This window comes from Hymenobacter sp. BT730 (genome assembly GCF_030542105.1).
Taxonomy (GTDB): domain Bacteria; phylum Bacteroidota; class Bacteroidia; order Cytophagales; family Hymenobacteraceae; genus Hymenobacter.
Genome location: NZ_JAUOFB010000002.1, coordinates 581,539 through 605,906 on the forward strand (window position 1 = coordinate 581,539; position 24,368 = coordinate 605,906).

Annotated in this window: 18 protein-coding genes and 2 riboswitches; of the genes, 3 read left to right on the plus strand and 15 right to left on the minus strand. The window is 55.2% G+C overall.

Features of this window, described 5'->3' with window-relative positions; all coding sequences use genetic code 11:
• The first annotated feature begins 153 nt into the window (after positions 1–153).
• The 3 genes from Q4G72_RS09360 to Q4G72_RS09370 all read left to right on the plus strand — a co-directional run bounded on the left by Q4G72_RS09360 (position 154) and on the right by Q4G72_RS09370 (position 3,687).
• On the plus strand, positions 154–408 hold the full coding sequence (locus Q4G72_RS09360; RefSeq protein WP_303311155.1) for a hypothetical protein: 255 nt from the start codon (positions 154–156) through the stop codon (positions 406–408).
• A gap of 199 nt (positions 409–607) precedes the next feature.
• Positions 608–1,741 carry a glycosyltransferase family 61 protein gene (locus tag Q4G72_RS09365; protein ID WP_303311156.1) on the plus strand — a complete coding sequence of 378 codons (1,134 nt, stop codon included), beginning with the start codon at positions 608–610 and terminating at the stop codon, positions 1,739–1,741.
• 95 nt (positions 1,742–1,836) lie between these two features.
• Positions 1,837–1,929: riboswitch (SAM riboswitch) on the plus strand.
• Between the two features lie 300 nt (positions 1,930–2,229).
• Positions 2,230–3,687: an amino acid permease gene (locus Q4G72_RS09370; protein ID WP_303311157.1), complete on the plus strand. Its 1,458-nt coding sequence runs from the start codon at positions 2,230–2,232 to the stop codon at positions 3,685–3,687.
• Positions 3,688–3,761: 74 nt separating this feature from the next.
• On the opposite strand, the gene Q4G72_RS17880 is transcribed toward Q4G72_RS09370, so the two are convergent.
• From Q4G72_RS17880 to pseI, 15 genes are all read right to left on the minus strand, one after another.
• The gene (locus Q4G72_RS17880) at positions 3,762–5,288 is read right to left on the minus strand and encodes a TSUP family transporter (protein ID WP_368408982.1); all 1,527 of its coding nucleotides are present in this window, start codon (positions 5,286–5,288) and stop codon (positions 3,762–3,764) included.
• Between the two features lie 52 nt (positions 5,289–5,340).
• Complete coding sequence (locus tag Q4G72_RS09385) at positions 5,341–7,056, minus strand: NADPH-dependent assimilatory sulfite reductase hemoprotein subunit (protein ID WP_303311158.1); 1,716 nt, start codon at positions 7,054–7,056, stop codon at positions 5,341–5,343.
• Positions 7,056–7,829, minus strand: a complete 774-nt coding sequence (locus Q4G72_RS09390) for a DUF2490 domain-containing protein (protein ID WP_303311159.1) — start codon at positions 7,827–7,829, stop codon at positions 7,056–7,058. The genes Q4G72_RS09385 and Q4G72_RS09390 overlap by 1 nt, the downstream gene beginning before the upstream one ends.
• 11 nt (positions 7,830–7,840) lie before the next feature.
• Positions 7,841–10,702 (minus strand): TonB-dependent receptor, encoded by a 2,862-nt coding sequence (locus Q4G72_RS09395; protein WP_303311160.1) that lies wholly within the window; start codon positions 10,700–10,702, stop codon positions 7,841–7,843.
• Positions 10,703–10,899: 197 nt separating this feature from the next.
• A complete protein-coding gene (locus Q4G72_RS09400; RefSeq protein ID WP_303311161.1) occupies positions 10,900–12,744 on the minus strand; it encodes an assimilatory sulfite reductase (NADPH) flavoprotein subunit in 1,845 nt (614 codons plus the stop codon).
• Between the two features lie 69 nt (positions 12,745–12,813).
• Positions 12,814–13,611, minus strand: a complete 798-nt coding sequence (gene cobA / locus Q4G72_RS09405) for a uroporphyrinogen-III C-methyltransferase (RefSeq protein ID WP_303311162.1) — start codon at positions 13,609–13,611, stop codon at positions 12,814–12,816.
• A gap of 47 nt (positions 13,612–13,658) precedes the next feature.
• Entirely contained in the window at positions 13,659–14,945 is a 1,287-nt protein-coding gene (locus tag Q4G72_RS09410) for a sulfate adenylyltransferase subunit 1 (RefSeq protein ID WP_303311163.1), read from the minus strand.
• Between the two features lie 60 nt (positions 14,946–15,005).
• Positions 15,006–15,917, minus strand: a complete 912-nt coding sequence (cysD, locus tag Q4G72_RS09415; protein WP_303311164.1) for a sulfate adenylyltransferase subunit CysD — start codon at positions 15,915–15,917, stop codon at positions 15,006–15,008.
• A gap of 23 nt (positions 15,918–15,940) precedes the next feature.
• Entirely contained in the window at positions 15,941–16,720 is a 780-nt protein-coding gene (locus tag Q4G72_RS09420; protein WP_303311165.1) for a phosphoadenylyl-sulfate reductase, read from the minus strand.
• Positions 16,721–17,033: 313 nt separating this feature from the next.
• Positions 17,034–17,125, minus strand: a riboswitch (SAM riboswitch).
• A 313-nt stretch (positions 17,126–17,438) separates the two neighbouring features.
• Positions 17,439–18,917: a lipopolysaccharide biosynthesis protein gene (locus tag Q4G72_RS09425; RefSeq protein WP_303311166.1), complete on the minus strand. Its 1,479-nt coding sequence runs from the start codon at positions 18,915–18,917 to the stop codon at positions 17,439–17,441.
• 23 nt (positions 18,918–18,940) lie between these two features.
• Complete coding sequence (locus Q4G72_RS09430; RefSeq protein ID WP_303311167.1) at positions 18,941–20,317, minus strand: DUF7033 domain-containing protein; 1,377 nt, start codon at positions 20,315–20,317, stop codon at positions 18,941–18,943.
• A gap of 5 nt (positions 20,318–20,322) precedes the next feature.
• Positions 20,323–21,612 carry a glycosyltransferase family protein gene (locus Q4G72_RS09435; protein WP_303311168.1) on the minus strand — a complete coding sequence of 430 codons (1,290 nt, stop codon included), beginning with the start codon at positions 21,610–21,612 and terminating at the stop codon, positions 20,323–20,325.
• Positions 21,613–21,638: 26 nt separating this feature from the next.
• Entirely contained in the window at positions 21,639–22,343 is a 705-nt protein-coding gene (locus Q4G72_RS09440; RefSeq protein ID WP_303311169.1) for a PIG-L deacetylase family protein, read from the minus strand.
• Positions 22,330–23,277 carry an acyltransferase gene (locus Q4G72_RS09445; protein ID WP_303311170.1) on the minus strand — a complete coding sequence of 316 codons (948 nt, stop codon included), beginning with the start codon at positions 23,275–23,277 and terminating at the stop codon, positions 22,330–22,332. The genes Q4G72_RS09440 and Q4G72_RS09445 overlap by 14 nt, the downstream gene beginning before the upstream one ends.
• Positions 23,278–23,314: 37 nt before the next feature.
• Positions 23,315–24,367, minus strand: a complete 1,053-nt coding sequence (gene pseI, locus Q4G72_RS09450) for a pseudaminic acid synthase (protein ID WP_303311171.1) — start codon at positions 24,365–24,367, stop codon at positions 23,315–23,317.
• Between the last annotated feature and the right edge of the window lies 1 nt (position 24,368).

Below are 24,368 nucleotides of genomic sequence, written 5' to 3' on the forward strand. Positions count from 1 at the left end.
GTATTTAAGGCACTAATCAAGAATTAGTCATTTATATTATGAAATATCTGAAAAGAAGCAATTGTTAATTATTTTATCTTAGGTTTGTACTCAAATTACAAAGGGGAGTTATTTCCCTGCGTTTCCTTATCACTCATTTTACTTCCATTTACCATGGCATTTGATTTCGGTCAACTCGAAGAAGCTCTCAAAACCGCGAAGAATAGCGAAATCGTAAAAAAAGATTTGCGTAAGGCTGTACGTAGCGTGTCAACGGCTATTACTGCTCTACAGCAGGCTGTTTCCCAAATGGAAGAGGTGCTGGCTGATGACTATCAGCCAGTGGCTAAAGAGCGTAAGCCCCGTGCAGCCAGTACCGGTGGGGCCAAGCGCGGCCGCAAGCCTAAAAATGCTCAGCCAGCCAGTTAGTCCTTGTTCAAAATGAGTTAAAGAAGCAGCACTAACCTATGGGTTGGTGCTGCTTCTTTTTTATATGTATATGGAACAATTATAAAAAAGTGCTATTAGATGGAATGTTTATATAATAATAGGAAGTATAGATAACCAAAAAACAGTCGCAATTGCTGTTATTTGTGTATGAAAAGTACATGCAAATGAGAAGCAGTTTATGTATCGTCTGGTTAAATCTATAATCAATAACCTGCTTCGTTTCTATTCGTCTCGCCAATCTGATTGGAATGACAAGTTGGTTTCTGAGATAAATTTGCCTCAAGCAATACTCTCTTACCAGCTACCTGTCAACTTTTCTCGGCTTCCTGCTTCGTTGCAGCGGAGCTTTGTGAAAGTAGTAAATCCGCCGCCCGGACATGTATATACTTTGCAAGATGTGTTCCTCTCAGGGCACGGAACAGTATTTAAAAACTTACGGCTGTTTACACCAAGTTTACATCCCGGGACTGAGAAAAATTTTCAAAATTCATTTCTACTTCGGCAAGTCAGGGCACAGAAATTAAAACTGCCTGAAGCCGGGAAGGTTGTGGCGGTGGCCCATGACCAGTGGTCAACGCAGAATTACTTTCACTGGGTAATAGAATCACTTCCAAGGCTATTACTCTTGCGTGAGCTAGCGCCTAACTGTATTCTAATTGTTCCTTCGCCTACGCCGGAGTTTATTTTGAGTACAGCTCAGGCGCTTGGCTTTACACAGCTATTGCCGCTTTCTACTGGAGAGGTGGTAAAAGTGCCACAACTGCTAGTTCCTAGAGCGCTTCCTTCCAATCTGAGTGATTTTCCTACTTATCAGGAAGAGCAATATGTGCAACAGATGCGGGTAGCAATGCTAAATGCTTTTTGCCCGCCTTTACAAATTAAGCAGAGGAAACGCCGAGTTTATGCCTCGCGTGCAAATGCTTCCCTTCGTGTTGTAGCGAATGAAGCTGAGTTGCTGAAAGTGCTATCTGAATATGGATTCGAAACCGTCCTCTTCGAGGAAATGACCTTTCAGGAGCAGGTTTCTATGATGCACGATACAGATATTTTACTGGGAGTACATGGCGCAAATTTAACCAATCTGGTTTTCATGCTGCCCGGGACAACAATAATAGAAATAGCTGCGCCAGAGCTATTGAATAACGTATATTATAGGTTGGCGCTCTACTCTTCTCTTGAATACTATTACCTAGTATGTGACCCAGAGACATTGGATATGGTGCGCATGACAGGGCGGGTTGATTTGGAGCGCCTGCGTGCATTGCTGGATGATATAATAACTGAACCTATTTCAACCGCGTGTGTGCTGTAAGCATTAAGGTGCTTAGGGTATAGAATATCCGGTTTGCAAAGCCGTTTATCCGGTTCTACCTTTGCAGCATCAATTCTTTCTAGCCCGAAGGATTGTTTTTATACAGAGGTGCTGAGAGACAGGCTCGACGAAGCGTCGGCAACCATCCGCTACTGCCGGAACGGTGCCAATTCCTGACCATATAAAAACAAGTTGCCGTGGACTTCCTGTCTCGCTTTTCTGCCCCTCTTTCCGTTAATGACGTTAGCCGGCGCATGCCTGTTACGGCCTGCTGTACTATGGGCTGTTGTTGCTGTTGAAACGTGCTGAAGCGGCGTAGGCGTTGAGCCACTTGTGCCGCTCCCTTTACCTTTTCTTATTTCTGATTGCCTCGTCGCCCGCGTGAGCCCGGCGCCGCCTGTATGCCTGCCGCAATAGAGCTGTAGGGCGGGTATGGCTTTTTAAAGCTGCGTAATACCGGGTTTTCCGGTGTGCGCCTACTACTTTGTATGCTGAAAAAATCACTGGAACTGCTGCGGCAGGAAGCGGCCGAAACCGGCGCGCACACACTTAAAAGAAGTCTGAACGGCTTCAATCTGATTGCCATTGGCATCGGGGTAATTATTGGGGCTGGCTTGTTCTCGCTCACGGGAATTGCGGCCGCCAACAATGCCGGCCCGGCTGTTACTCTGTCGTTTATAGTAGCTGCCGTGGGTTGCGCTTTTTCGGCGTTGTGCTATGCTGAGTTTGCGTCTATGGTGCCTGTTTCCGGCTCGGCTTATACGTATGCCTACGCCACCATGGGGGAGCTGTTTGCCTGGATTATTGGCTGGGATTTGGTCCTGGAGTATTCCGTGGGCGCGGCTACGGTGGCCATCAGCTGGTCGCAGTACCTGTTGAAGTTTCTAAGCAAGTATGGCATTCATTTGCCACCCCAGCTGGTGATGTCGCCGTTTGAAACAGCGGCTTTGGCTGATGGCAGCACCGTGCATGGTTTTGTGAATATTCCGGCCATGCTCATCGTGCTGGCTATTACCATGATTATTATTCGTGGTACTTCCGGCTCGGCGTGGTTTAACGCCCTAGTTGTTACGCTGAAGGTGGCCGTAGTGCTTGTGTTCATTGCCCTAGGCTGGCAGTACATTGATCCGGCCAACTATCAACCCTACATTCCGCAGAATACGGGTGTGTTTGGAGAGTTTGGCTGGAGCGGCATTCTGCGGGGTGCGGGTGTAGTGTTCTTTGTGTTTATCGGTTTTGATATTGTGGCTACCATGGCGCAGGAAACCAAGAATCCACAGAAGAATATGCCCATTGGTATCATCGGCTCCCTGCTGATTTGCACGGTGCTGTTTGTACTTTTTGGCCACGTCATGACGGGCTTGGCCAACTACACGGAGTTTAAAAACAGCGCCGCGCCGGTAGCCATTGCCATTGAAAAAACGCCTTATGCCTGGCTTTCCTCCGCCGTTATTCTGGCTATCATTATCGGCTATACTTCCGTCATTCTGGTGGATTTGCTAGGACAGAGCCGCGTGTTTTTCTCTATGGCAAAAGACGGGCTGTTGCCTCCGGTGTTCTCGCGTATTCACGAGCGGTTCCGTACGCCGTTGCAGTCCAATCTGCTGCTGGGGTTGTTCATATCCCTCTTTGCGGGCTTTGTGCCTATTTCAGTAGTGGGGGAAATGACCTCCATTGGTACCCTGCTGGCTTTCGTAATGGTGTGTATCGGCATTCTCATCATGCGCAAGAAAGAGCCCGATGCGCCACGTGGTTTTCGCACGCCGTGGGTGCCGCTGGTGCCCATTCTAGGCATTGTGACCTGCCTGATTATGATGCTTTCCCTGCCGCTGGATACCTGGATTCGCCTCTTTGTATGGTTGGCTATTGGGTTGGCTATTTACTTCGGCTATGGCAAGAAACATAGTAAGCTAAGGCAGAAAGCTCTGCAGAAACAGGCCGCCTAGAAAGCACTTTCTTCTTGATAAAAAAGCCCCGCCGTGTAGTACGGCGGGGCTTTTTGGTTGCAGCGTTTTCTGAATTACATCATTAGCTTACGCAACGACCACATACTCCACACAATGACCATCAGCCCCACGCCTACAAACATCCAGCGTACGGGAATGCGGCCGGCGAGGCGGGCAGCCAGCGGGGCCGCGGCTACGCCGCCCACAATCAGCCCCAGAATAATCTGCCAGTGAGAAATGCCAATGGTGGCGAAAAAGGTGACGGCGCTGGCAAACGTGACGAAGAACTCAGTCACGCTCACGGAGCCAATAACGTATTGCGGCGTGCGGCCACCCGCAATGAGCGTGCTGGTAACCAAAGGGCCCCAGCCGCCACCGCCAAACGAGTCCAGAAACCCGCCGGCCGCGGCCAGAACGCCTAGCTTCTTATGCTTTTTGCGAGGGCCGGGTTTGGAAAAAGCTTTGGAAATAATGCGCAGACCCAGCAGCAACAGGTAAAGGGAGAGGAAAGGCTTCACATACGCCCCGTACTGCTCCCCAAACTCTGATAATAGATAAGCGCCCGTAATAGCACCTAATACCCCCGGAATCAGAAGCACTTTAAACAGCTTGCGGTTCACGTTGCCGAAGCGGTAATGATGGTAGCCCGAGGCCCCGCTGGCAAACATTTCAGCAGTATGGATACTGGAGCTTACGGCTGCCGGCGAAATATTCAGGCTCATCAGACTGATGGCCGTCACTACGCCGTAGCCCATGCCTAGTAGTCCATCAATGAGCTGCGCGCCAAACCCGATGGCTACGAAAATAAAGAACGTATCGGAAGAGGTAGCCACCTCCCATACCTGCTGCCACGTGAAGTAATAGGAGAGGATGTTGAACACCAGCATGGCCGCAAAGGCCAGCAAGGAACCAGTGGCAATATGACGCCACCGTGCCGCGGCCGGCGACTCATAGGCCGGACCACCCGCCAGTTCCGCCGTTACCTCATTCAACGACTTTACTTTTTTAGCGAAGTCGCCGCCTACTTTTTCCCGAATCACGGTCATGTGCTGAAGCACGTCGTGCAGCTCGTGGGGCAGGGCGTGGGTCAGCATTTCGCGCAGGCGCTTGGCAATCGTAGGCGACTTACCATTGGTGCTGATGGCAATTTTCAGGTCGCCCTTTTGCACAATGGAGCCCAGGTAAAAGTCGCAGGCTTCGGGCGTGTCAGCTACGTTGCAGAGCAGACGCTGGAGCGTGGCATCGGCTTTGATGCGCAGGTTGAGTTCCTTGTCATTGGTGGCCACTATCACCAGGTCATGGCCCACCAGGTCAGTGGTCTGGTAGGGCTGTTCGCGCAACTGCACGGAGGGGTGGCGCCCAGCTAGGAGCAGCAGCTCCGGCGAAAACCAGGTAGCCACTACCGTTATGGGCGCATCAGGACTGTTCAGCAGCATCGCCGACAGCTTTTCGTGGCCTACCGCGCCGCCGCCCACCAGCAATACGTGCAGTTGTTCCAGCTTCAGAAACACAGGAAACAGCCGGTTGGTACCGGGCTGCGGCGGAGGCTCCGGCTGGGGCATGGGGGTATTAGAAGGGAGAGGCATTTTGGTTGTGGTCACAGAGAGTAGAGAGCAGGAATCAGTCACCTAGTAGAGTGGCTGATTTGGTGGGCTACTGATGAAAGTTGAGCCCGTGGGTGGTGGGCTGAACATAGCCCTGGCGTATTAAAAAATCCCCAAACGACTCCTGGGGTTGGCGGTTTTGAGCGTAATCGGCTAGCAGGGGGGTAAGCTCCTGCACAATGCCGTCTTCATCCAACATTTCCCTGTAGAGCTTGTTCAGCCGCTCCCCATTGAAAGCGGCGCCGAGGTACAGATTGTAGCGCCCCACGGCGCGGCCCACCAACCCGATTTCGCCCAGGTAGGGGCGGGCGCAGCCGTTGGGGCAGCCCGTCATCCGCAGTATAATTTCGTCCTGGCTAAGGCCTTGCTGGCGAATGACTTGCTCTAATCTATCCAAAAGTTTTGGAAGATACCGTTCGGCCTCGGCAAAAGCCAGGCTGCAGGTATTGAGCGCCACGCAAGCCAACGCACCCCGCCGCAGGCCCGTGTGTACCTCGTTGGCCTCCACCGGCACGCCGTTTTCCGAGAGTATGGCCTGAATGCTGAGCAGATGCTCGGGCGCTACGTTGGCCAGAATCAGGTTCTGATTCCCGGTTAGGCGGAAGTCGCCGGTATGGAAATGGGCAATGTTGCGCAGCGCCGTTTTCAGCTGGTTGCCGGGCAGGTCCTGAATGCGGCCGCCTTCCACAAAGAGAGTCAGATGGCGGGCGCCATCAGGGCCGGTGCTCCAACCAAAGGCGTCGCCGGAGCTGCGGAAAGTGTAGGGGCGGGCGGCCTCCAGCGCAAAGCCCAGGCGGTGGTTCAGCTCCTGCTTGAATACGTCCAGACCCACGCGGTCCAGGGTGTATTTGAGGCGGGAGAACTTGCGGTTTTCCCGGTTGCCCCAGTCGCGCTGAATGGTCACGATTTTCTCGCACACGTCCACCACCTGATCAGCCGGAATATACCCGATGATGTCCGCCAAGCGCGGGTAGGTGTCAGGCATGCCGAAGGTCATGCCCATGCCGCCGCCCACCGCCACGTTGAAGCCCAGCAGCTCGCCGTGCTCTTCAATGGCAATCAGGCCCAGATCATTGGCGAAGATGTCGGTGTCGTTGTAGGGCGGCACGGCCAGCGCAATTTTGAATTTGCGCGGCAGGTAGGTCTTGCCGTAAATCGGTTCGAAATCCCCTTCGCCCTCATTCGGTACGCAGCTGTAGGCAGATTCTCCGTTGAGCCATAATTCCCAATACGCCGCGGTGCGGGGCGTGAGGTGCGCGCTAATGGCCTGCGTTACCGCATACACCTGCTCATGCACCCGCGACTGGTGCGGGTTGGGGTTGAACATGACGTTGCGGTTTACGTCGCCGCAGCCCGCAATGCTGTCCAGCAGGGCGTCATTGAAGCCCTGAATAGTTTCTTTTAAGTCGCGCTTTAGCACGCCGTGCAGCTGGAAGGCTTGCCGGGTAGTAAGCTTGAGCGTGTGGTTGCCGTAGGCATCGGCCAGCTCATCCATGCGCAGCCATTGGGCGGAAGAAGCCACGCCGCCGGGCACGCGCACCCGTATCATGAAGGAGTAGAGCGGTTCCAGCTTCTGGTGTTTCCGCTCACTGTCCAGGTCGCGGTCCGTCTGCTGGTAGGAGCCGTGGAATTTAATCAGGTGCGTATCATCGGGGAAGAGGGCGCCGGTAATGGGGTTTTTCACGCTCTCGGCCAGGGTGCCGCGCAAATAATTGCTGGCATCCTTCACGTGTTCCACTTCGGAAAGCTTTATGGTATCAGCCATTAGGGTAGCGTGGGGGTAGGTGTGGGGACCGGCGGAGGCGTGGGCCGCAGGTCGAAATTGTGGAAATAGAACAGCCGGATCGTGTGCTGATTCCGGTAAGTGCTGCCCGCCGGCAACTGCTGAAACAGGTGCATATAGCCGCCCTGCAGCTGGGCGTGCTTGTTTACCTGGTACACCAGCCCGGCAAACAGCCGGTTCTGGTCGAAGTAATTGTAGCGGATTTCCCGGCCGAAATTCATCATCACCTCATTGTTGAGGAGAAACTGCAGGCCGCCGGGCTCAAAGCCGCGCTTGGTCAGCGGCACGAACAAGGCCGCATTGTAGCGGGTGCGGTAGTTGAAATCGAAGTCGTCGGTGCGCTCATTGTTCTGAATGGTGCGCCGAAACCGCTCTTCCAGCCGCACCCATTGCATCAGGCGGGCCTTGGGAAACTTAGTGAACCACTGCACCTGCTGCCAGGGGCGGTGCTCGGGCTGGCCCACGGTGCGGGCGCCATCGGGGTAGTGGTGTACGTAGGCATAGCCCCCGGTCAGGCGCACGTCATCGGTCAGGTAATATGTGAGCCCCACCCGGGCCAGGGCCTGAAATTTCTCCTGTACGAAGTGGTCGTGCAGGCGTAGGTGCAGGTCGGTCCAGGAGCCCCAGCGCTGCGAAAAGCGCGTTTGGTTGAAAACGCCCAGCCAGGTTTGTTGCTCCCGCACATACTGCTTCTGGGCCCGCAGCGGTAACGCTGGGAGCACCAGAAGAAGCGAAATGAGAAAGGCGCGTTGCATACGGCGTGGCATTAGCGAATGATGTTGTTGTCGAACGTCAGGGCCACGTAGTACAGGCCACCGATGGTGGGGCCCGCCGCGTACTGGATGTAGCGGTCATTGAGCAGGTTGGTGCCACCCAGCTTGATGGTCGATTTCAGTGACGGAATGCGCACGTTTACTTGGGCATCTACACTGGAGTAGGCCGGAATCTGGCCGTTAGCCAGCTGGCTCTCCCACAGGAAAGCATTCTGGTGGCGCCACACCACGTTGAAGCCCACATTACGCACAATTTCCCGGTTACCGAAGCTTAGGTTGGTCGTCCATTTGGGCGTGTTGAAGCCGGTGATGAACACGTCCTTTTCCTCGTTGGCGGCAATGTTGTTGTAGTTCACGTTGCCGGCCACGGTGAACTTCTGGAAGAAGTTGTAGGTGATGCCCAAAGCCGAGCCGTAGCTGCGGTAGGTGTTGCGGGCGTTGGTATACACCCGGTAACGGTCCTGCTTAGAACGGGTGAGCATGTCCAGCACCGCCGCATCCGTCTGCACCGGTCCGGTTTTCGGTACGGCTACTTCCACCTGCCCCAGGAAACCCGTGTATTCGTTGTAGTAGGCGTCCAGATCCAGGGCAAGGCGGTTATCAAGCAACACGCTCTTATAGCCCACTTCAAAGGCATTAATGTGCTCGGGTTCCTCGGTTGGCAGGTTGGCTACCTGCAGCACCTCCCGGTTTTTGAGGGCGGCATCATTACGGCTCAGGCCGGCCGCTACATCTTTGTTCACGGCGGCCGTGAAGTTATCCAGCGAGGCCAGCGTGTACGAGTTTTCCAGGAAGCCGAGGCCTTCATTCACGCGGGCCAGACCACCCACGCGGCGCACGTTGCCGTTGTTCACGAACGATAGTGCCTCAAACAAAGCCGGGAAGCGCCAGCCATTCTGGAAGGAAGCGCGCAGGTTGTGGCGCTGGGCAATGGTGTACACCCCTGCCACCCGAGGGTTCAGCTTAGGGTTGAACTCGGGGTTGTAATCTATGCGTAACGAAGCGTTCAGCTTGAGGCGGTCCTGGAACAGCAGCTTGGTAGCTTGGGCAAAAGCGCCATACTTCTTGTAGTAGATGTTCTCGCCACCGGGAGTAGCTCGGTCAACCAGCGGTTTGGAGAAGTCCACAAAGTTGTTGCCGTCGGGAATCACCTCGTACACCCGGGCATCAACGCCCAGCACCACATCAGCAAACTGGATGCGCGGGCCTAGGTTCCACTGAGCTTCGTTGTGGTAAGTGCGGCTGCGCTGCCAGAGGGCGGCCCCGCCGGTAGCCGGGGCGCCGGGCACGTTTACGCCGCTGTCCCAGTTATTAATGCCGGTAATGGTGTTTTTGAGTTCCTCGAAACCAGCCGTACCGGGCTCCGCGCGGCCGGCATCGGCAGTGGCGCGGGCCAGCCGCATGGCCGTGGCCAGATCGATGCCGGCGTTTACCTGCTCTTGCAGCTTATCCTGAAACCGTTTGCCCCAGTCTGTATTGGTGCCGTTTTGCAGGTCCAGGTTCAGGGCCAGCGGGTTCAGGTTGTAGGACTTACCGGTGTTTTCTACCAGCACGTAGCTGCGCACGTAGTAGTCGGCGCCGCGCAGTTCCAGCTTGTGGTTTTGCACCGTTACATCCTTCAGCTGAATCTTGTTGCCGCGCTGGAAAATGCCGTCCATCAGGCCGTAGCGGTAGCCGTAGGAAAGCTCCAGCTTGTCGGTGAGCTTGTAGAACAGGCCGCCATCAAACTTGAGGTTGCGCACGGTGGGCGAAATCAAATCCTTCTCGTAGTAGCCCGTGCGGCGCACGTTGAAGGTTTCGGTCTTGCCCTGGTACTGAATGGTCACCGGCGCGTTGCCGCTCCGGTCGTCGCCGTAGCGGTTCCAGAGGTCGGCGGCGGGGTTGTTGGCGCCTCTTAGCTCCGGGAAGCGCGGGTTAGCCGAGTTTAGGTTTTGCGGGTTCTGGTCGATTTGCGTATCCGAAAGCCAGTCGGTGCCCTGCAGGTAGCTGAAGTTCAGCTTGAAAGCGAATTTATTGTTGAAAGCCTGCGCGTAGCGAATGGCCGATTCGGTGAGGGAGCTGGGGTCCCGGTCTTTGCCATCCACGTGGTTCACGCCTACCTTCTGGTACACGCTCAGCCCCTGGTAGGTGAAAGGGCTTTTGGTAGAAAGGTTGGCCATGCCATTAATAGCATTCATACCGTACAGGGCCGAGGCCGCGCCAGGCGTAATTTCCACACTGGCAATATCCAGCTCGGTGGGCCCAATGGCATTGCCTAAGGGCACACCCAGGGTAGCGGCCTGCATATCCACCCCATCTACCAGCTGCATAAAGCGGAAGTTGTTGGGAATATTGAAGCCGCGGGTGTTGGGGACTTTAAAGGTGAGCGAGCTGGTAGTCATTTGCACGCCCTTCACGTTTTCCAACGCATCGTAGAAGCTGGGCGCGGGCGTTTCCTTAATGGCCCGGATATCCAGCTTCTCAATAGCCACCGGCGACTTCAGCCGGTTTTCCTCCACCCGCGAGGCCGAAACCACCACCTCATTCACCAGCACCGGCTTCGATTCCAGCTGCACGGCAATAGGCTGGCTGCCGCTGGCAATTTCCAGTTCGCGCGGCTCGTAGCCAATGGTATTAAAGACCAGGGTAAAGGGGAAACGCAGGCAGGCCTGCAGCACAAACTTGCCGCTGGCGTCACTCTGGGCGCTCATGATGCCGCCCTTCACATTCACGCTCACGCCGGGCAAGGGCTGCTGGGTGTCCTTTTCGCGGACGGTCCCGCTGATGGAAATTAATTGGTCTTGGGCCTGGGCGGCTACGATACTCACCAGCAGAAGGAGCAGGAAAATCCAGAAAGAAGCGTAGTACTTCTTCATAACAGAAATAGGGTTTGGAGAAACAAGAGTAGAATGGTCAGATAAGACCGGCGGAAAGGGAGGGAAGCACTGCTTCCCGGGGTGCCATAGGCTGTCGGGGTTAGCTGCTCAGTCAGGCACTGATCAGCCTTTACCGGCTACAACATCGTTTCTGCATCACGCGCATTCTGCTGGGTTTTAAAGGTGAAATAGGGGGACTAGTACACGTCTTCGAGGTAGCGGCGCTGCTTGCGCAGTTGCTTTACATACTCAGCGGCATACTCGGCATCACGGCCGCTTTCCTGCGCTACAATGGTTAAAAGTGCCTGGCGCACATCAGCAGCCATGCGGTTTTTATCGCCGCACACGTAGAAGTAGCCGCCATTTTCGAGTTGGTCGTACACCCGCCGGCTTTGCTGCAGCAAGCGGTGCTGGATGTAAAGCTTCTCCTGCTGGTCGCGGGAAAAAGCTACGTCGAGGCGGTCGAGGGTGCCGTGCTTGAGGTGCTGCTGCCACTCGGTTTGGTAGAGGAAATCGGTGGTGAAGTGCGGGTTGCCGAAAACCAGCCAGTTCCGGCCCGAGGCATTCGTTTCGGCCCTCTCTTCCACAAAAGCCCGGAAGGGCGCTACCCCGGTGCCGGCCCCCACCATAATGATATCCGCCGCGGAATTCTGGGGGAGCTTGAAGTACTCGTTGCGGTCTACCCACACGCGGGCAGCATCGCCAACAGTCAGCAAATCGGCCTGATAAGCGGAGCACACGCCGTGCTTGCGGCGGCCGTGGGCATCGTAGCGCACCGCCCCTACAGTGAGGTGTACTTCTTCGGAGTGCGCCAGTAAAGAGCTGGCAATGGAATAGGCACGCGCCGGCAAGGGACGCAGCACCGCCGCCAAATGCTGCGCCGAAAGCTCCACGGGAAACTCGCGCAGCAAATCGGCCACATCACGACCGTAGAGGTAAGCGGGCAGTTGAGCTTTGTCAGCGAGGATTTCGCGCAGCCTGGGGTGTTGCGGGGATACGACAGCGTAGCGTTCCAGCACGTCGCGCGTCAGTACTGATATTTCCAGCCGCTCCGTCAGGGCGGACTGCAAGTCCAGCTCGATGCCGTTCAGCTGCACCGGGGCGCCGGCATCCAGGCGGCCGGCCTGCACTACTTCCCGCACCAGTTCGGTTTGGTTTACGGGCTGCACCATCAGGGCGTCGCCGGCTTCGTATTGAATCCCGGAGCCTGCCAGAGAGAACTCCAGATGATAGGTTTCCTTGGTGGAGCCGCGGCCATTCAGTTGAATTTTCTCCAGCAGCTCTGCTGCAAATGGGTTATGGCTGGTGTATTCCACCCGTTCTTCCAACTCCACTGCGCCGGCCGCTACCTGGGGCTGCGGCGTCAGCGTTACTTTCGCGGAAACCTGGTTTGTCACCGGCGCGGCAGCGGGCACAGCTTGGGCAATTACCTCCAGCACCTGGCCGGCCCAACGTTTGGTTTCGGCTTCAAACTCCACGTCGCAGTCTACCCGCTCCGTCAGCCGTTTGGCCCCCAGCTCAGCCAGGCGCTGGTCGAACTCAAAACCGGTCTGGCAGAACTGCAGGTAGCTTTTATCCCCGAGGGCCAACACAGCATAGCGTAGCTCCGGCAGCTTAGGGGCGCGGTTGCTAAGCAGGAATTGATGCAGCTCTTCGGCCGCAATGGGTGGGTCGCCTTCGCCCTGGGTGCTGACTACCACCAGCAGTTGCCGCTCGTTCTTCAGCTCCTTGGTGGGGTAGTCGTTCATGTCGCGCACGGCCACCTGCAGGCCGTGCTGCCGGGCAGCATCAGCCACCAGACCTGCCGCTTTCTTGCTGTTGCCGGTTTGCGAGCCGAAAAGGATAGTAAGGGTATTATTCGCCGCGGGAGCTGTAACCGCTGCCGTTTGGGGGGCCGGCAAGCTGCCCGCATCACCCGCGGCCCGACCGTAGAAATATCCGCTCAGCCAGAGTAGCTGCTGGTCGCTGAGGCCGGTAGCGAGTTGCTGCAACGTAGCCTCATCAAAGCCGATGGGGAGCGTGATGGAAGAAGAGGAAGACATAGCAAGAAGAGTTCGGGCAGTAGAGGCAGTGCTATCAGAGCCGGCAGCCGCGCTGCCGACACAGTCAAATCAGGCTACTTCCGCGTAGGCGGTAGCAGTAGCAAACTCCGCGTTGGGTAGCGCAGTACGAAGGGTTTCAGGGGTAGCCAGTCGGGTAACCTCGCCAATGATGATGATGGCCGGAGCACCTATGCCGGCAGCCAGAGCGCGGGCTGGCAACTCGGCCACCGGGCCAGTTACCACTTGGGCAGTAGGTAGGGTGCCGTTCTGGATAATGGCGGCCGGAGTATCGGCCTGCCCATTTTCACTGAACAAACGCACAATGTTTTCCAGCTCTCCCAGGCCCATCAGGATGACTGTGGTGGTGCGGGAGCGGGCGGCATCAGCCACACTGGCTGCCAGCTCGCCGCTGGCCGTGGTAGCCGTTATCACCCGAAACCCTTCACTGACCCCGCGGTGCGTAACCGGAATCCCCACGCTGCCCGCGGCAGCTACTGCGCTGCTGATGCCGGGCACGTAGGCCGTGGCCAGGCCATGTGCTTCGGCAAACAGCATTTCCTCCCGGCCCCGGCCAAACACGAATGGGTCGCCGCCTTTCAACCTTACCACGTGGCCGTACCGGTGGGCGTACTCCACAATCAGGGCGTTGATTTCGTCCTGCGAGTGGCTGCGCATGCCCCGGCGCTTGCCCACGGGTATCAGCAGGGCTTCCGGCCGGGTATGCTGCAGCAGCTCCCGGTTAGCCAGGGCATCGTAGAGCACTACATCAGCCTCACTCAGCACCCGCACGCCCTTGAGCGTGAGAAGTTCCGGGTCGCCGGGGCCGGCACCGAGGACCGTCAGACGGGGTTGGATTTGGAGTGACATGGCAGAGAATGAGTGGGGGGCGTCAGGCCGTAGCAGGCCGTAAGCCACTAAATAGAAAAGGCAACCGGCGGCGAAGTAGGCGCCGTGAAGTAGTTGGCATTGGCTTCGCCGATGAGGCCAGCGGCTACGGTGTCACCACTCAGTTCATCCACCAGAATGAAGGAGCCGGTGGCCCGGTTCTGGTGGTAGTTGTCCACGGCCAGCGGTACGGCGGTTTTCAGGCGTACCCGCACGATGTCGTTTAGCTGGGCCGAGTCAGCGGCGGCACGGGCGAAGGTGTGCACGTTTACTTTGTGCAGAATGGCCGGAATGGCGGCTTTCACCAGCGCCGAATGGTGCTGCAGCAACAGCTTGCGGCCGGGCCACAAGGGCTGCTCGCTCATCCAGCACAGCGTAGCTTCCAGTTCCCGCGTCAGCGTAGGCTCGTCATTCAGCGGTACTATGGTGTCGCCGCGGCTCACGTCCACATCATCGCGCAGGCGAATTACTACCGCCTGTGGCGCCGTGGCCGTTTCTACTTCCTGCTGGCTTACTTCAATAGCTTCAATAGCGGATTCCTGCCCTGATGGCAGGATGCGCACTTTGTCGCCGCGGCGGTATTGGCCGCTGAGCACCTGGCCGGCATAGCCGCGGTAGTCGGGCAGCTCCGGCGTTTGCGGGCGAATGACATACTGCACCTGGAAGCGAGGAGCGGCGGCAACTTCTACCGAGCCGGGCACACTTTCCAGGTGTTCCAGCAGGCTGGGGGCCGCATACCATGGCAGCTCCTGAGAACGGGTTACCACGTTGTCGCCGTTCAGGGCGCTTAGCGGAATGGCTGTGGCTTTGGGCAGCTGGAAGTGGTCGGTGAGAGCCGCGTAGTCGGCGGAAATCTGGTTGAAAATCGTCTCATCATACTGCACCAGATCCATCTTGTTCACGGCCAACACAAAGTGGCGAATGCCCAAGAGCGCGGCAATAAGTGTGTGGCGACGGGTTTGTTCAATCACGCCCTGGCGCGCATCCACCAGCACAATGGCCAGGTCGGCGTTGCTGGCGCCCGTCACCATGTTGCGGGTATACTGTACGTGGCCGGGCGCATCGGTAATGATGAACTTGCGGCGGGGCGTGGTGAAGTATTTGTAGGCGACATCAATGGTGATACCCTGTTCCCGCTCAGCGCGCAGGCCATCGGTGAGCAGGGCTAAGTCCACGATGCCATTGGAGGCTTGGCGCTTTTCCAGCGCGGCCAGCACATCCAGGGATACTGATTCAGAATCGTAAAGCAGGCGGCCAATCAGGGTGCTTTTGCCGTCGTCGACGCTGCCGCAGGTGATAAATCGGAGAAGGTCCATATTGGGGAGGCGTACCAGTAGGCAGCCGGTAAGTAGTGGGTTGAGAAGAACTGCCTGGGGCTAGAAGTACCCGTTGCGCTTCCGGTCTTCCATGCCGGCTTCCGAGATGTTGTCGTCGAGGCGAGTAGCGCCCCGCTCACTTACTTTGGCCAGCAGCAGGTCTTCAATAATGTCTTCCACGGTGGCTGCGTCACTCTCCACGGCGGCGGTGCAAGTGGAGTCGCCTACGGTGCGGAAGCGTACTTGGCGGGTGACAATTTCATCGTCCTGGTCCAGTCGAATATGTTCCGTGAGGCCCAGCAGCTGGCCGGAGGGCAACACCACGCAGGTGCGCTCGTGGCCGAAATAGATATCGGGGAGGGCAATGTTTTCGCGCTGGATATAGCGCCAGACGTCCAGCTCCGTCCAGTTAGAAATGGGGAATACGCGCACGTTTTCGCCCTTTTGAATTCGCCCGTTGTAGATGTTCCACAGCTCGGGGCGCTGGCGCTTGGGGTCCCACTGGCCGAACTCGTCGCGCACGGAGAAGATGCGCTCCTTGGCGCGGGCCTTCTCTTCGTCGCGGCGGGCGCCGCCAATGCAGGCATCAAACTCAAACTCCTCAATAGTCTCCAGCAGGGTATAAGTCTGCAGCGGATTGCGGCTGGGGTATTTGCCGCCGGGCTCACGCAGGCGCTGCCGCTTAATGGTTTCCTCCACGCTGCGCACAATCAGCTTCTCGCCCAACTGCTCGGCCAGCGCATCGCGGTAAGCCAGCACCTCGGGAAAGTTGTGACCGGTATCCACGTGCACCAGCGGAAAGGGAAACCGACCGGGCCGAAAGGCTTTTTCCGCCAGACGCGTAAGAACAATAGAATCTTTGCCACCGGAAAACAGCAGCGCGGGCCGCTCAAACTGGCCGGCCACTTCCCGCAGAATATGAATGGCTTCGGCTTCCAGCCGGTCGAGATAATCGAAAGTAGGGGTAATCATGTTGGATGAAGCTAACTGGATACTTAGTTGGCGGCCGGCACCGGTTCTACCACCGGGTCGGGGCCGTTGTGCGCGGCCGTGGCGTGCAGGCCACATTCTTTGGCTGATAGATCTTCCCACCACCAGCGGCCGGCACGAAAGTCTTCGCCGGGCCGGATGGCGCGGGTGCAGGGGGCGCAGCCAATGCTGACGAAGCCCTGCTGATGCAGCGTGTTCACCGGAATGCTGTGCTTCTGGGTGAAGGCTACTGCCTCCTCCCAGGTCCAGTCGAACAGCGGATGGATTTTGACGAGGTTGTGCGCGGCGTCCCACTCCACCGGGTCCATGGTCTGGCGGTTCTGGGACTGTTCGGCTCGTATGCCCGTTACCCACGCCTGCTTGCCCGCTAAAGCCCTATTCAGGGGCTCTACTTTACGGATAAAGCAGCATTCCTTACGGTTCTCCACACTCTCGTAGAAGGAGTTCGGGCCCTTTTCCAGGAGCAGATTTTGCACCCCTGCCTGCTGCGGGAAGAATACCTCAATGGGCTTCTGATACTTGAGCAGCGTCTTGTTCCAAGTGGCGTAGGTTTCCTGGAAGTTGCGGCCGGTATCCAGCGTGAACACCTGAATGGGCAGGTCGAACTCGAAAATCAGGTGGCTGATAATCTGGTCTTCCAGCCCGAAAGAGGTGGAAAACACGGCCTGCTCGGGAAAGTATTCGGCCACGAGGCGCAGCCGCTCTAGAGCCGAAGCCTGAATCAGCCGGGGGCGCAGGTCGTCCAGCAACGCGTGGACGGCCGGCGCAGCATCTGCTGCGGACATATCAAGAAAATGGGAGGGGAGGACCAGGCAGGTAGCCCGGATTCCGGCCAAACAATGGCCCCGGCAGCGGGCAGCGGCGTTATAGCGCAACGACGCGTAGTGCCCGGCGAGGCAGAAGGCGGGGTGTACTGCTGCGTAACGGCTATGCGCAAATGCGCATCAGCGGGCCATCAGGAGCACACAACCAGAAAAGCGGAGGGGCGTGGTGCTAGCAACAACAGGGCATACCCATCATAGCACAACACCCATGCTGTACAGCAGAGGAGGTGGCGGATGTAGTAGCGGAGTTGAGGAAGCGTTTCACGGTCTGTTGTTTTTATATGTTCAGGACTTGGCACCGTTTCGGATGGTCCGCTGGTTGCCGGCGCTTCGTAGAGCCTGTCTCTCCACGCCTCTGTATAAAAACAATCCTTTGGTGGTAAAGAATTGGTACCCCAAAGGTAGGGGCCGGAATTTTACACTTCCAAATTTTATTTTTTCAGGAGATGCTGAATAGCTGCACAATTAGAACTGATATACTGACGTCAAGTGTAAATTAAGTTGCTCTGAAAAATATGCTAATAGAGAAATTGTATTCAGCTGGCTATTTGCTGGAAAATGCTGTTTAAACAGTGTATAAGCAATAATTGGTCAGGCAGTAACCTTAAAAAATTAGCAAGTATTCTTCTAAAAACCTGCCTTTTAAGAAGGCTAGTTCGTGAAATGCTTCAATTGCTTCTCACTTAAACCTACGACTCATTTTTTGCAAAAAGGGTAGCGCTTCCGGAGCCGAATTGGTAATTAAAAGCAGTCCGACATACACTACAGTCAGCACTCCGGAGCGGAGCAGCATAGTCAAGAACGGAGTGCCAAGAGCCGGCATCAGCCAGCCACAAACCCCGGCAATAGCGGCTAAAAAAACAATGAGGGGAATGCGCCAGGTGAAGGGCTGCATGCGGTAGCTATACCACACAAACCACGTGCGGGCCACATTAATACTGGTGAGGGAGAGCAGCGCGGCCAGGGCTGCTCCGGTCAGGCCCAGCGCTGGAATCAGCAGCAAATTAAGCCCCACTGTAACCAGCGCCAGGGAAATGTTAAAGATCAAATCGTAACGATAGCGCGGGGAGGTTACCACGATAATGCCATTCACGCCGGTGATGCTGTCAAATAACCTGCCGGCCAGCAGCAGTAACACGGCCGTGGTGCCAATGGCGTACTCCGGGCGGTGAATAAGGTGGTAGATGAAATCCAGATTGAGACCGATGCCCAATGCCAGCCAGCAGCCCAAAGTGGTCAGCAGGCGCGTGGTATTGCGGTAGAAATCGGCCATGCGGGGCTGGTCGTTTTCCTTCCAGTACTCGGCCAGCAGGGGGAATGCAATTTTGCTGAGGGCCCGCCACGGAATAGTCAGGGCAGTACTGATGTTGATGGCAATGGCGTAGACCCCGGCGGCGGCCAGGTTTATTTTGGAACCCAGCATCAGGGAATCAACCGTCATTATCACGGTGCCCGAGATGTTGGCGAGTAAAGCAAAAGCCCCAAAGTTGACCAACTCACGCACGGGCCGCACTTTCAATACTGCTCGGGTGGGCCGCAAATGCAACTCGCCGATATAAGCCAGATAACCCGTGAGCAAGAGTGTAATCAGGCTATTGACCCCGATGTAGGCCAGGACAAACTGATGGAAAGTCAGATAACCCGTCCCAAATAGAAATGCTGCGCCTGCTATCAGTACACGCAGCAGAATTTCCTGCAGGAAAGAGGAAAAGGCCGTGTGGTAAAGCCCTTTCAAATAGGCATCCTGCAGGGAATAAAGCAGCGTGAACAGGGCCAAGACTATGGCCCATAGATAATAGGGGCCCAGTAAGCCGGCATCATGCGAATACAAACTCAGAATGACTGGCTGCCCCACTACATATAGGACCGTAACCACCGCAAAGCCAATGAGCGGTAAGCCCAGTAGCAACGGCAGAAAGCCATGGTGGCGGTTTTCGGCATCCCGGAAATAAGGAAAGAACCGAATGCCCATGCTCGCAAATCCTACCGCGGATAGCTGCGCAAATATGGTGGCAATAGATACCAGCACCTGCGTGAGTCCCAACTGGCTAGGCGCTAGAAACCGCGGCAGCAGCAGCGTAGTATTTACGAACCCAAGGGCTAGCCCAATGTAGGATATCAGGGTATTGCGCAGTCCCTGCCGCTGAACGATGCCCAAGTTGGTAGTTGCTTAGTAGTCTTCTATAAGTCCTGTCGAGCGTGCATAGCAGTCAGAATTTCTGAACCGTTTACATATGCCGCATTATGGCTGCGAAGGTACTCCATCAATTCGTGGAACTGACGTGGGCCGTTGTGCTTGTTTGCCGGGTCGAAATTCTCATTATGCCACAGCACCGTGCACACGCCGCCAAACCGCTCAATTTCCTGGAGCATGGGCGTTAAGGCAGGTAAGATTTCCTCCGGTGCCAGCTGTAAATAATTGGGATGGTACAGCGTAGCATCCATGATATTCAGCGGAATTTCCAGAAAGTCGCACGCCCTTCCCGTGTTAAAATTGAAGGGGTGGAATGGGAGACAGTAGGAATTGCGGAAGCCAAAATGCTCAGCAAAGCCGAGCGTGCTGTCAAACACAAAAAGCAAATCATCTACCAACGCGGGCGTGGTCCGGGGCTCCCAGCTCAGGTAGTGAAAACGAAGTCCCTGACCTGTGGGGCCAAAGTGACAAATCTGTTCCGCATTATAATGCAGATTATTGGCATTGATAGAGGTACCGATGCTGCCATGCAACTCTATACTTGCCCCGGCTTTCAGTAAATTGTCTACCGCTGGACGGATTTGATGATACCGATAATCGGCGTTGGGCGTCCCATTCGCTGCCTTCCGGTGCTCTGGTAAAAAGAAGAAGGTGCTTTTGGCGCCGTGAGCAGATACGGTTTGCTGTACGTGGCCCAGATTATCCCAGGCATCCTGCTGCATGGCATGCTGCCAGAGTTGCTTACAGAAGCTCAGTAGGTTTCCCTGGCGCAGGGCCGCTTTTGTAGGAGCTTTCCACGCGCTGTATAGGTTATCGATATCGTGCGTAATAAAAGCAGTCCAGTCAGCACCATCAGCCCAGCGGCGCGGATATAGCACTTGGCCCGTTACGTGCTCAATTGCCGTTTTGAGAATATCAAAGTAATAGTTAATCACTGGCACTGTCCCGAACCCGTAACGATACTGCACGCTAGCCGAAAATGGAAAGCGCCCGTGTTGGTCCCGTTCGTCGGAGAAATATTCCTGCCAGCCGCTCAGCAAGTAAAATATAGCAGAGATAAGGTCTACGCCGATATGAGCTTTGCCTGGAATTAGCCTAAGCAGGAGCTCGGCCGGTAAATGGTCAAAGAAAAATGGCAGCATCTGATTCCGCCATTCCCGCCGCGTGGGCGTGGGTGGGTAAGGACTTTGCCCATCGAAGAAGTTCAGGTCACCCCGCGTCAGCTGAATGGCGTCTGTCGCTTCGTAGCCAATGGAAACCTTAGGCATGGGTTCGTAGGCCTGCTGAAAATGCCGTAGTGCATACGCCAGACGGGTTTCGACAGAAATAGTCGCTGGGCTTAGTGGAGGCAGGGCGGCAGACATAAAGGTCAAGCTACATTTTCCAACCAACCCGCCAAAAGCCGCAGGGCCCGCTCCTGGCTATGTCCTTCGTCGGAAGTACCTAAGGTCGCATTGTAGTAAGCCGCCCGACGATAAAGGTCTGCCGGTTTGTGCTGACTTAAGTGTTGTAACTGCGCTTCCAAATCTTGCAAAGTAGCAGCCCGCGCAACGAGTCCATGGGCTACATATCCATAATAGTCGTCAGCAATGGTCTGATTACCAAATCGGAAATAGATGCTGGCCACATTTAATAAGGTAGCTTCCAGATGCGTGCTGGTATCTGCCGCAATCAAGGCATCTTGCTGAAGGAGAAATTCAAATACGTTTTGCTGCTGCGCATTTGAAAACAGCAACGCTGGAAGGTCGTTCGTTAGAAAACGGAAGTCTCGCAGGTCGCTGGGATGAGGACGAAAAGTCAGAATAAGTTTGGGGAAAACCCGGCTCACATGCTGTACAACAGCGTGCAACATCTCCAAAGAATCATGCGCGTTACAGGCAATTCCTACGCGTTGCACGGTCGGGTTAACGTTGCGTTGGGATAAAAAAGCATCGGCTTTGGGCATCCCCACCAATTCTACCTGGCCATGAACAGGGCCGCACTGTTGGTATTTATCCAGCGCATCCTGTCCTTCCAGTAAGCTCAAATCGAAACTAAGCGGTGGAAAATTTATGCTGACGCTGGCATGCTGAATGTAAGCTGTTGGCACGCCGCAAGCACGGGCTGCTAGGAGTAGAGCCCGGGTGTCGTCATTATGGTCATTAGCGAAAATCACGGCCCTAGGTCGATAATGACGCAATGACCGCATGTATACTTCGTAATATCCAATAGCATTATAAATCAAATCAAAATACCGCCAGGCACGCTTCCCTTCCGCTTTATACAACCCAAATAGTACTAATGGAAACTGCCAGTAGTAAAATAGCTTTCTACGCAGGGAAAGACGATTCACTGCTTTGTTATAACGTCCAATAGTTTTGCTTTGGCCCGCTACGAACACACTATCGGGCCGGGCCTCCCGTACAAATTGTAACGATTCATAATTGTTCTGGCTCACCACATACAACCAGACTGCTCCCTGCAATTTCTCCCGATTAATGATAGGCTGAAACAGGTTGCCAACCAATCGTACGCCCGTATATCCCAGAACTTTAATTAAGCGCCAGAACGGGTTAGGAGGGGATATTTTTGCTAATAGATGCTGGGGAAACGAGGCAAAGTGGTCGGTTAACCGGGCATAAAGAATATTCCGAAAACGCTCGGTCAACTGTTGAATCATGGCTTGAGCTAGATGGCCCCCAACGGTTATCCAATATGCCGAATTAGCATAAAGGCCTCGGCAAATGGTTGCCCAATAACAACCCCCCAGCGCTGAGCCTGAATCCGCAACGCTTCGGGGGAGCGAGGGTGTGGGTACGCCCTTTTTTCAAATTCATAAGCTTCCATGCCCACAATTTTAGCGGCCACATCTTCCTCTGAAACCGCCAGAAAAAAATTGGGTAGAAATGGATTGGGGAAATTAGCCGCCTGCCACTCTGTAGAGGATGGCGTTTCGCAGGCAATAATTGTGCGCATAGGCTCACCCGGCAAAGGGCGGGTGCCGGTAACTACCGCTTCAAAGGTGCGTCGGTGGTCTATATTAGTGTCGCCGCCGTGGTGGGTAAAGATGATGTCGGGCTGAAATTCTTCCTTTTCCTGTTCCACTACTTTCACAAGATCCAACAAATCAACGGAGTCGAAACGGTTATCAGCAAAGTCGTAGATGCCGGTGGAGGTGTAGCCAATGGCTTCGGCGGCCCGTTGAATGTTACCACGGTGAACGGCCAACTCAACTGCCCACTTCTCCGGGTCACGCACTGTGGATCGAGAAGTAATGCCCTCGCCCAAAATAACCGCTCGGGCTACGCAGCCTTGCTGCTTAACCAGACGATGAATTGTAGCACCTAGGCCTAACAGTTCATCATCCGGGTGGGCAACCACCACCAAAATCTTTTTATTACTCCACTCCATCAGAATCAGGGGAAACGGCTAGCAGTCGGCGGTATTCTTCCGGTAGAATGGAAGAAAAAGGCTGACCGGTGTAGAACTTAATGCCCCGGCGGCGCAGGAAATCCCGAAAGTCTTCCTCAACGGCGGTAAACACACCCTGCGTTAACATGGTGTCGAGGTGGAAAACCACCTCATTACACCGCAACTCATGCGTAGCTGGTTGATACGAAATTTGTACGTTCAACTGCTTATATACCGCCAGTTGCTCATAATCATGGATGATGCGCTGAACTAATTGCTCGTCGCGGGCCGAGTCGTGGCAGGGATAGAAATTCTCCCGGAGAATTTTGACCGGAATGCCCCCCGCCAGGCAGCCATCAGGTAAATCTTTGTTGATCAGGGAGTTGGTGCCTATAACCACATTGTTGCCGATGCGACGGTTAGGCAGTACTGTAGATTTAGCCGGCAGCCAAACTTTGTTGCCAATGTTTACGGGGCCAAAATCTGCCGGGAATCCTTCCAGAATGGGCAAATAAGAGCCATGTGTCCACACCGCTACATCTTCCCCAATACCTACGTATTCCCCAATGCTAATGGCATGATTAACATTGAGCGTAATACGAGCACAAATCATGGAATAGGAACCAACCCGCAAGTGAGCATCTTCACTGAATTTGCCGCCGTGCCCTACCACTACATTCGAATCCCAGTACACATACTCGCCAATGTGAATGGTACGCGCCGTGAGGTTATTCGCATTGCCGAAAATGGTCAGATTGCCAATAGTTAGCTTTTGGCCAACCAGGAAAGCATTGTTAGCACCCAACGTTACATCGTCGCCAATGATGCAGGAAGTAGCCCGAATAGTGGTATTAGGTCCAATTCGAAAGTTGCGGCCAATGGTTAGATGATCGGCAATAATGTAACTCCCGTTCTCGAATTTCCGGATTTCCATAGCCGTGAAGGTAGTAAATCAGTGTCGTTGCTGGATGCTAGAGCGCATCCCAAGTTAAGGCAGTACCACGGCGAATGGCACTGCGTACGGGGCGCCCTAGTACTTCGGGTAGATGATGCGGCGCTAGGCCGTGTCCGGGGCGGATAACACGGATATTCTCTTTGCTCAGTAAATCACCGGCTTCTAAGTCCTGTACCACGTAAATGGAGCGGCGGAAACCTAACGACTTTTTCTCCGCTGCCGTGGGGCCATAGAACACCGTACCCAGCGCTTGTTGGGCCTGCCGACATTCCAGTACCAGTCGTTGCATTTCGTCTGGCTCCATGGAGAAGGAGGAGTCAGGTCCGCCATCAGCACGCCGGATGGTAAGGTGCTTTTCAATAACCGTAGCACCGAGTACTGTGGCGGCTACACTCACACCGGTGCCCATAGTATGGTCAGAAAGCCCTATGTGGCAGCCGAACATAGCCCGGAGGTGTGGTATAGTCTGCAAGTTGGTGTTGTGCGGTAGCGCGGGGTATGTGCTGGTGCATTTCAGCAGCACTAATTGCTCATTGCCTTCTTCCTCGCGCACAATGCGGACCATACGTTCCAGGTCGGCCAGATTAGCCATGCCGGTAGAAATGATAACGGGCTTACCTGTACGCGCCGCCCGCCGAATCAGGTCGGGCCAGTTGTTTTCAAACGAGGCAATCTTGTAAGCCGGGCAGCTTAATGTTTCCAGAAAATCAACAGCCTCTACTGAAAAAGGGGAACTGAAGCCTACCATACCCCGCTCGGCGGCACGGGCGAAGATCGGGGCGTGCCACTCAAAAGGCGTATGATTGGTTGTATAAAGCTCATACAGTGACTGGCCTTCCCAATCATCGTTGGCACCACGCACAATGAAGTCCGGCTCCCGGCTGTCAAGCGTCAGCATATCCGGGGTGCTGGTCTGGATTTTCAGGCCCTGACAGCCGGCATCGGCCGCGGCATCTACAATTGCCAGGGCTTTTTCCAGAGACTGGCCATGGTTGCCTGACATTTCAGCAATAATGAACGGGGGGTGGGCGGCACCAATCTGGTGGTTACCTAAAATGATATTCTGCATA

Bases quoted from the DNA above. Each gene is read 5' to 3' on its own strand.
- Q4G72_RS09360 (WP_303311155.1), top strand. From the start codon at position 154: ATGGCATTTGATTTCGGTCAACTCGAAGAAGCTCTCAAAACCGCGAAG.
- Q4G72_RS09365 (WP_303311156.1), top strand. From the start codon at position 608: ATGTATCGTCTGGTTAAATCTATAATCAATAACCTGCTTCGTTTCTAT.
- Q4G72_RS09370 (WP_303311157.1), top strand. From the start codon at position 2,230: ATGCTGAAAAAATCACTGGAACTGCTGCGGCAGGAAGCGGCCGAAACC.
- Q4G72_RS09385 (WP_303311158.1), bottom strand. From the start codon at position 7,056: ATGGCTGATACCATAAAGCTTTCCGAAGTGGAACACGTGAAGGATGCC.
- Q4G72_RS09390 (WP_303311159.1), bottom strand. From the start codon at position 7,829: ATGCAACGCGCCTTTCTCATTTCGCTTCTTCTGGTGCTCCCAGCGTTA.
- Q4G72_RS09395 (WP_303311160.1), bottom strand. From the start codon at position 10,702: ATGAAGAAGTACTACGCTTCTTTCTGGATTTTCCTGCTCCTTCTGCTG.
- Q4G72_RS09400 (WP_303311161.1), bottom strand. From the start codon at position 12,744: ATGTCTTCCTCTTCTTCCATCACGCTCCCCATCGGCTTTGATGAGGCT.
- cobA (WP_303311162.1), bottom strand. From the start codon at position 13,611: ATGTCACTCCAAATCCAACCCCGTCTGACGGTCCTCGGTGCCGGCCCC.
- Q4G72_RS09410 (WP_303311163.1), bottom strand. From the start codon at position 14,945: ATGGACCTTCTCCGATTTATCACCTGCGGCAGCGTCGACGACGGCAAA.
- cysD (WP_303311164.1), bottom strand. From the start codon at position 15,917: ATGATTACCCCTACTTTCGATTATCTCGACCGGCTGGAAGCCGAAGCC.
- Q4G72_RS09420 (WP_303311165.1), bottom strand. From the start codon at position 16,720: ATGTCCGCAGCAGATGCTGCGCCGGCCGTCCACGCGTTGCTGGACGAC.
- Q4G72_RS09430 (WP_303311167.1), bottom strand. From the start codon at position 20,317: ATGTCTGCCGCCCTGCCTCCACTAAGCCCAGCGACTATTTCTGTCGAA.
- Q4G72_RS09435 (WP_303311168.1), bottom strand. From the start codon at position 21,612: ATGATTCAACAGTTGACCGAGCGTTTTCGGAATATTCTTTATGCCCGG.
- Q4G72_RS09440 (WP_303311169.1), bottom strand. From the start codon at position 22,343: ATGGAGTGGAGTAATAAAAAGATTTTGGTGGTGGTTGCCCACCCGGAT.
- Q4G72_RS09445 (WP_303311170.1), bottom strand. From the start codon at position 23,277: ATGGAAATCCGGAAATTCGAGAACGGGAGTTACATTATTGCCGATCAT.
- pseI (WP_303311171.1), bottom strand. From the start codon at position 24,367: ATGCAGAATATCATTTTAGGTAACCACCAGATTGGTGCCGCCCACCCC.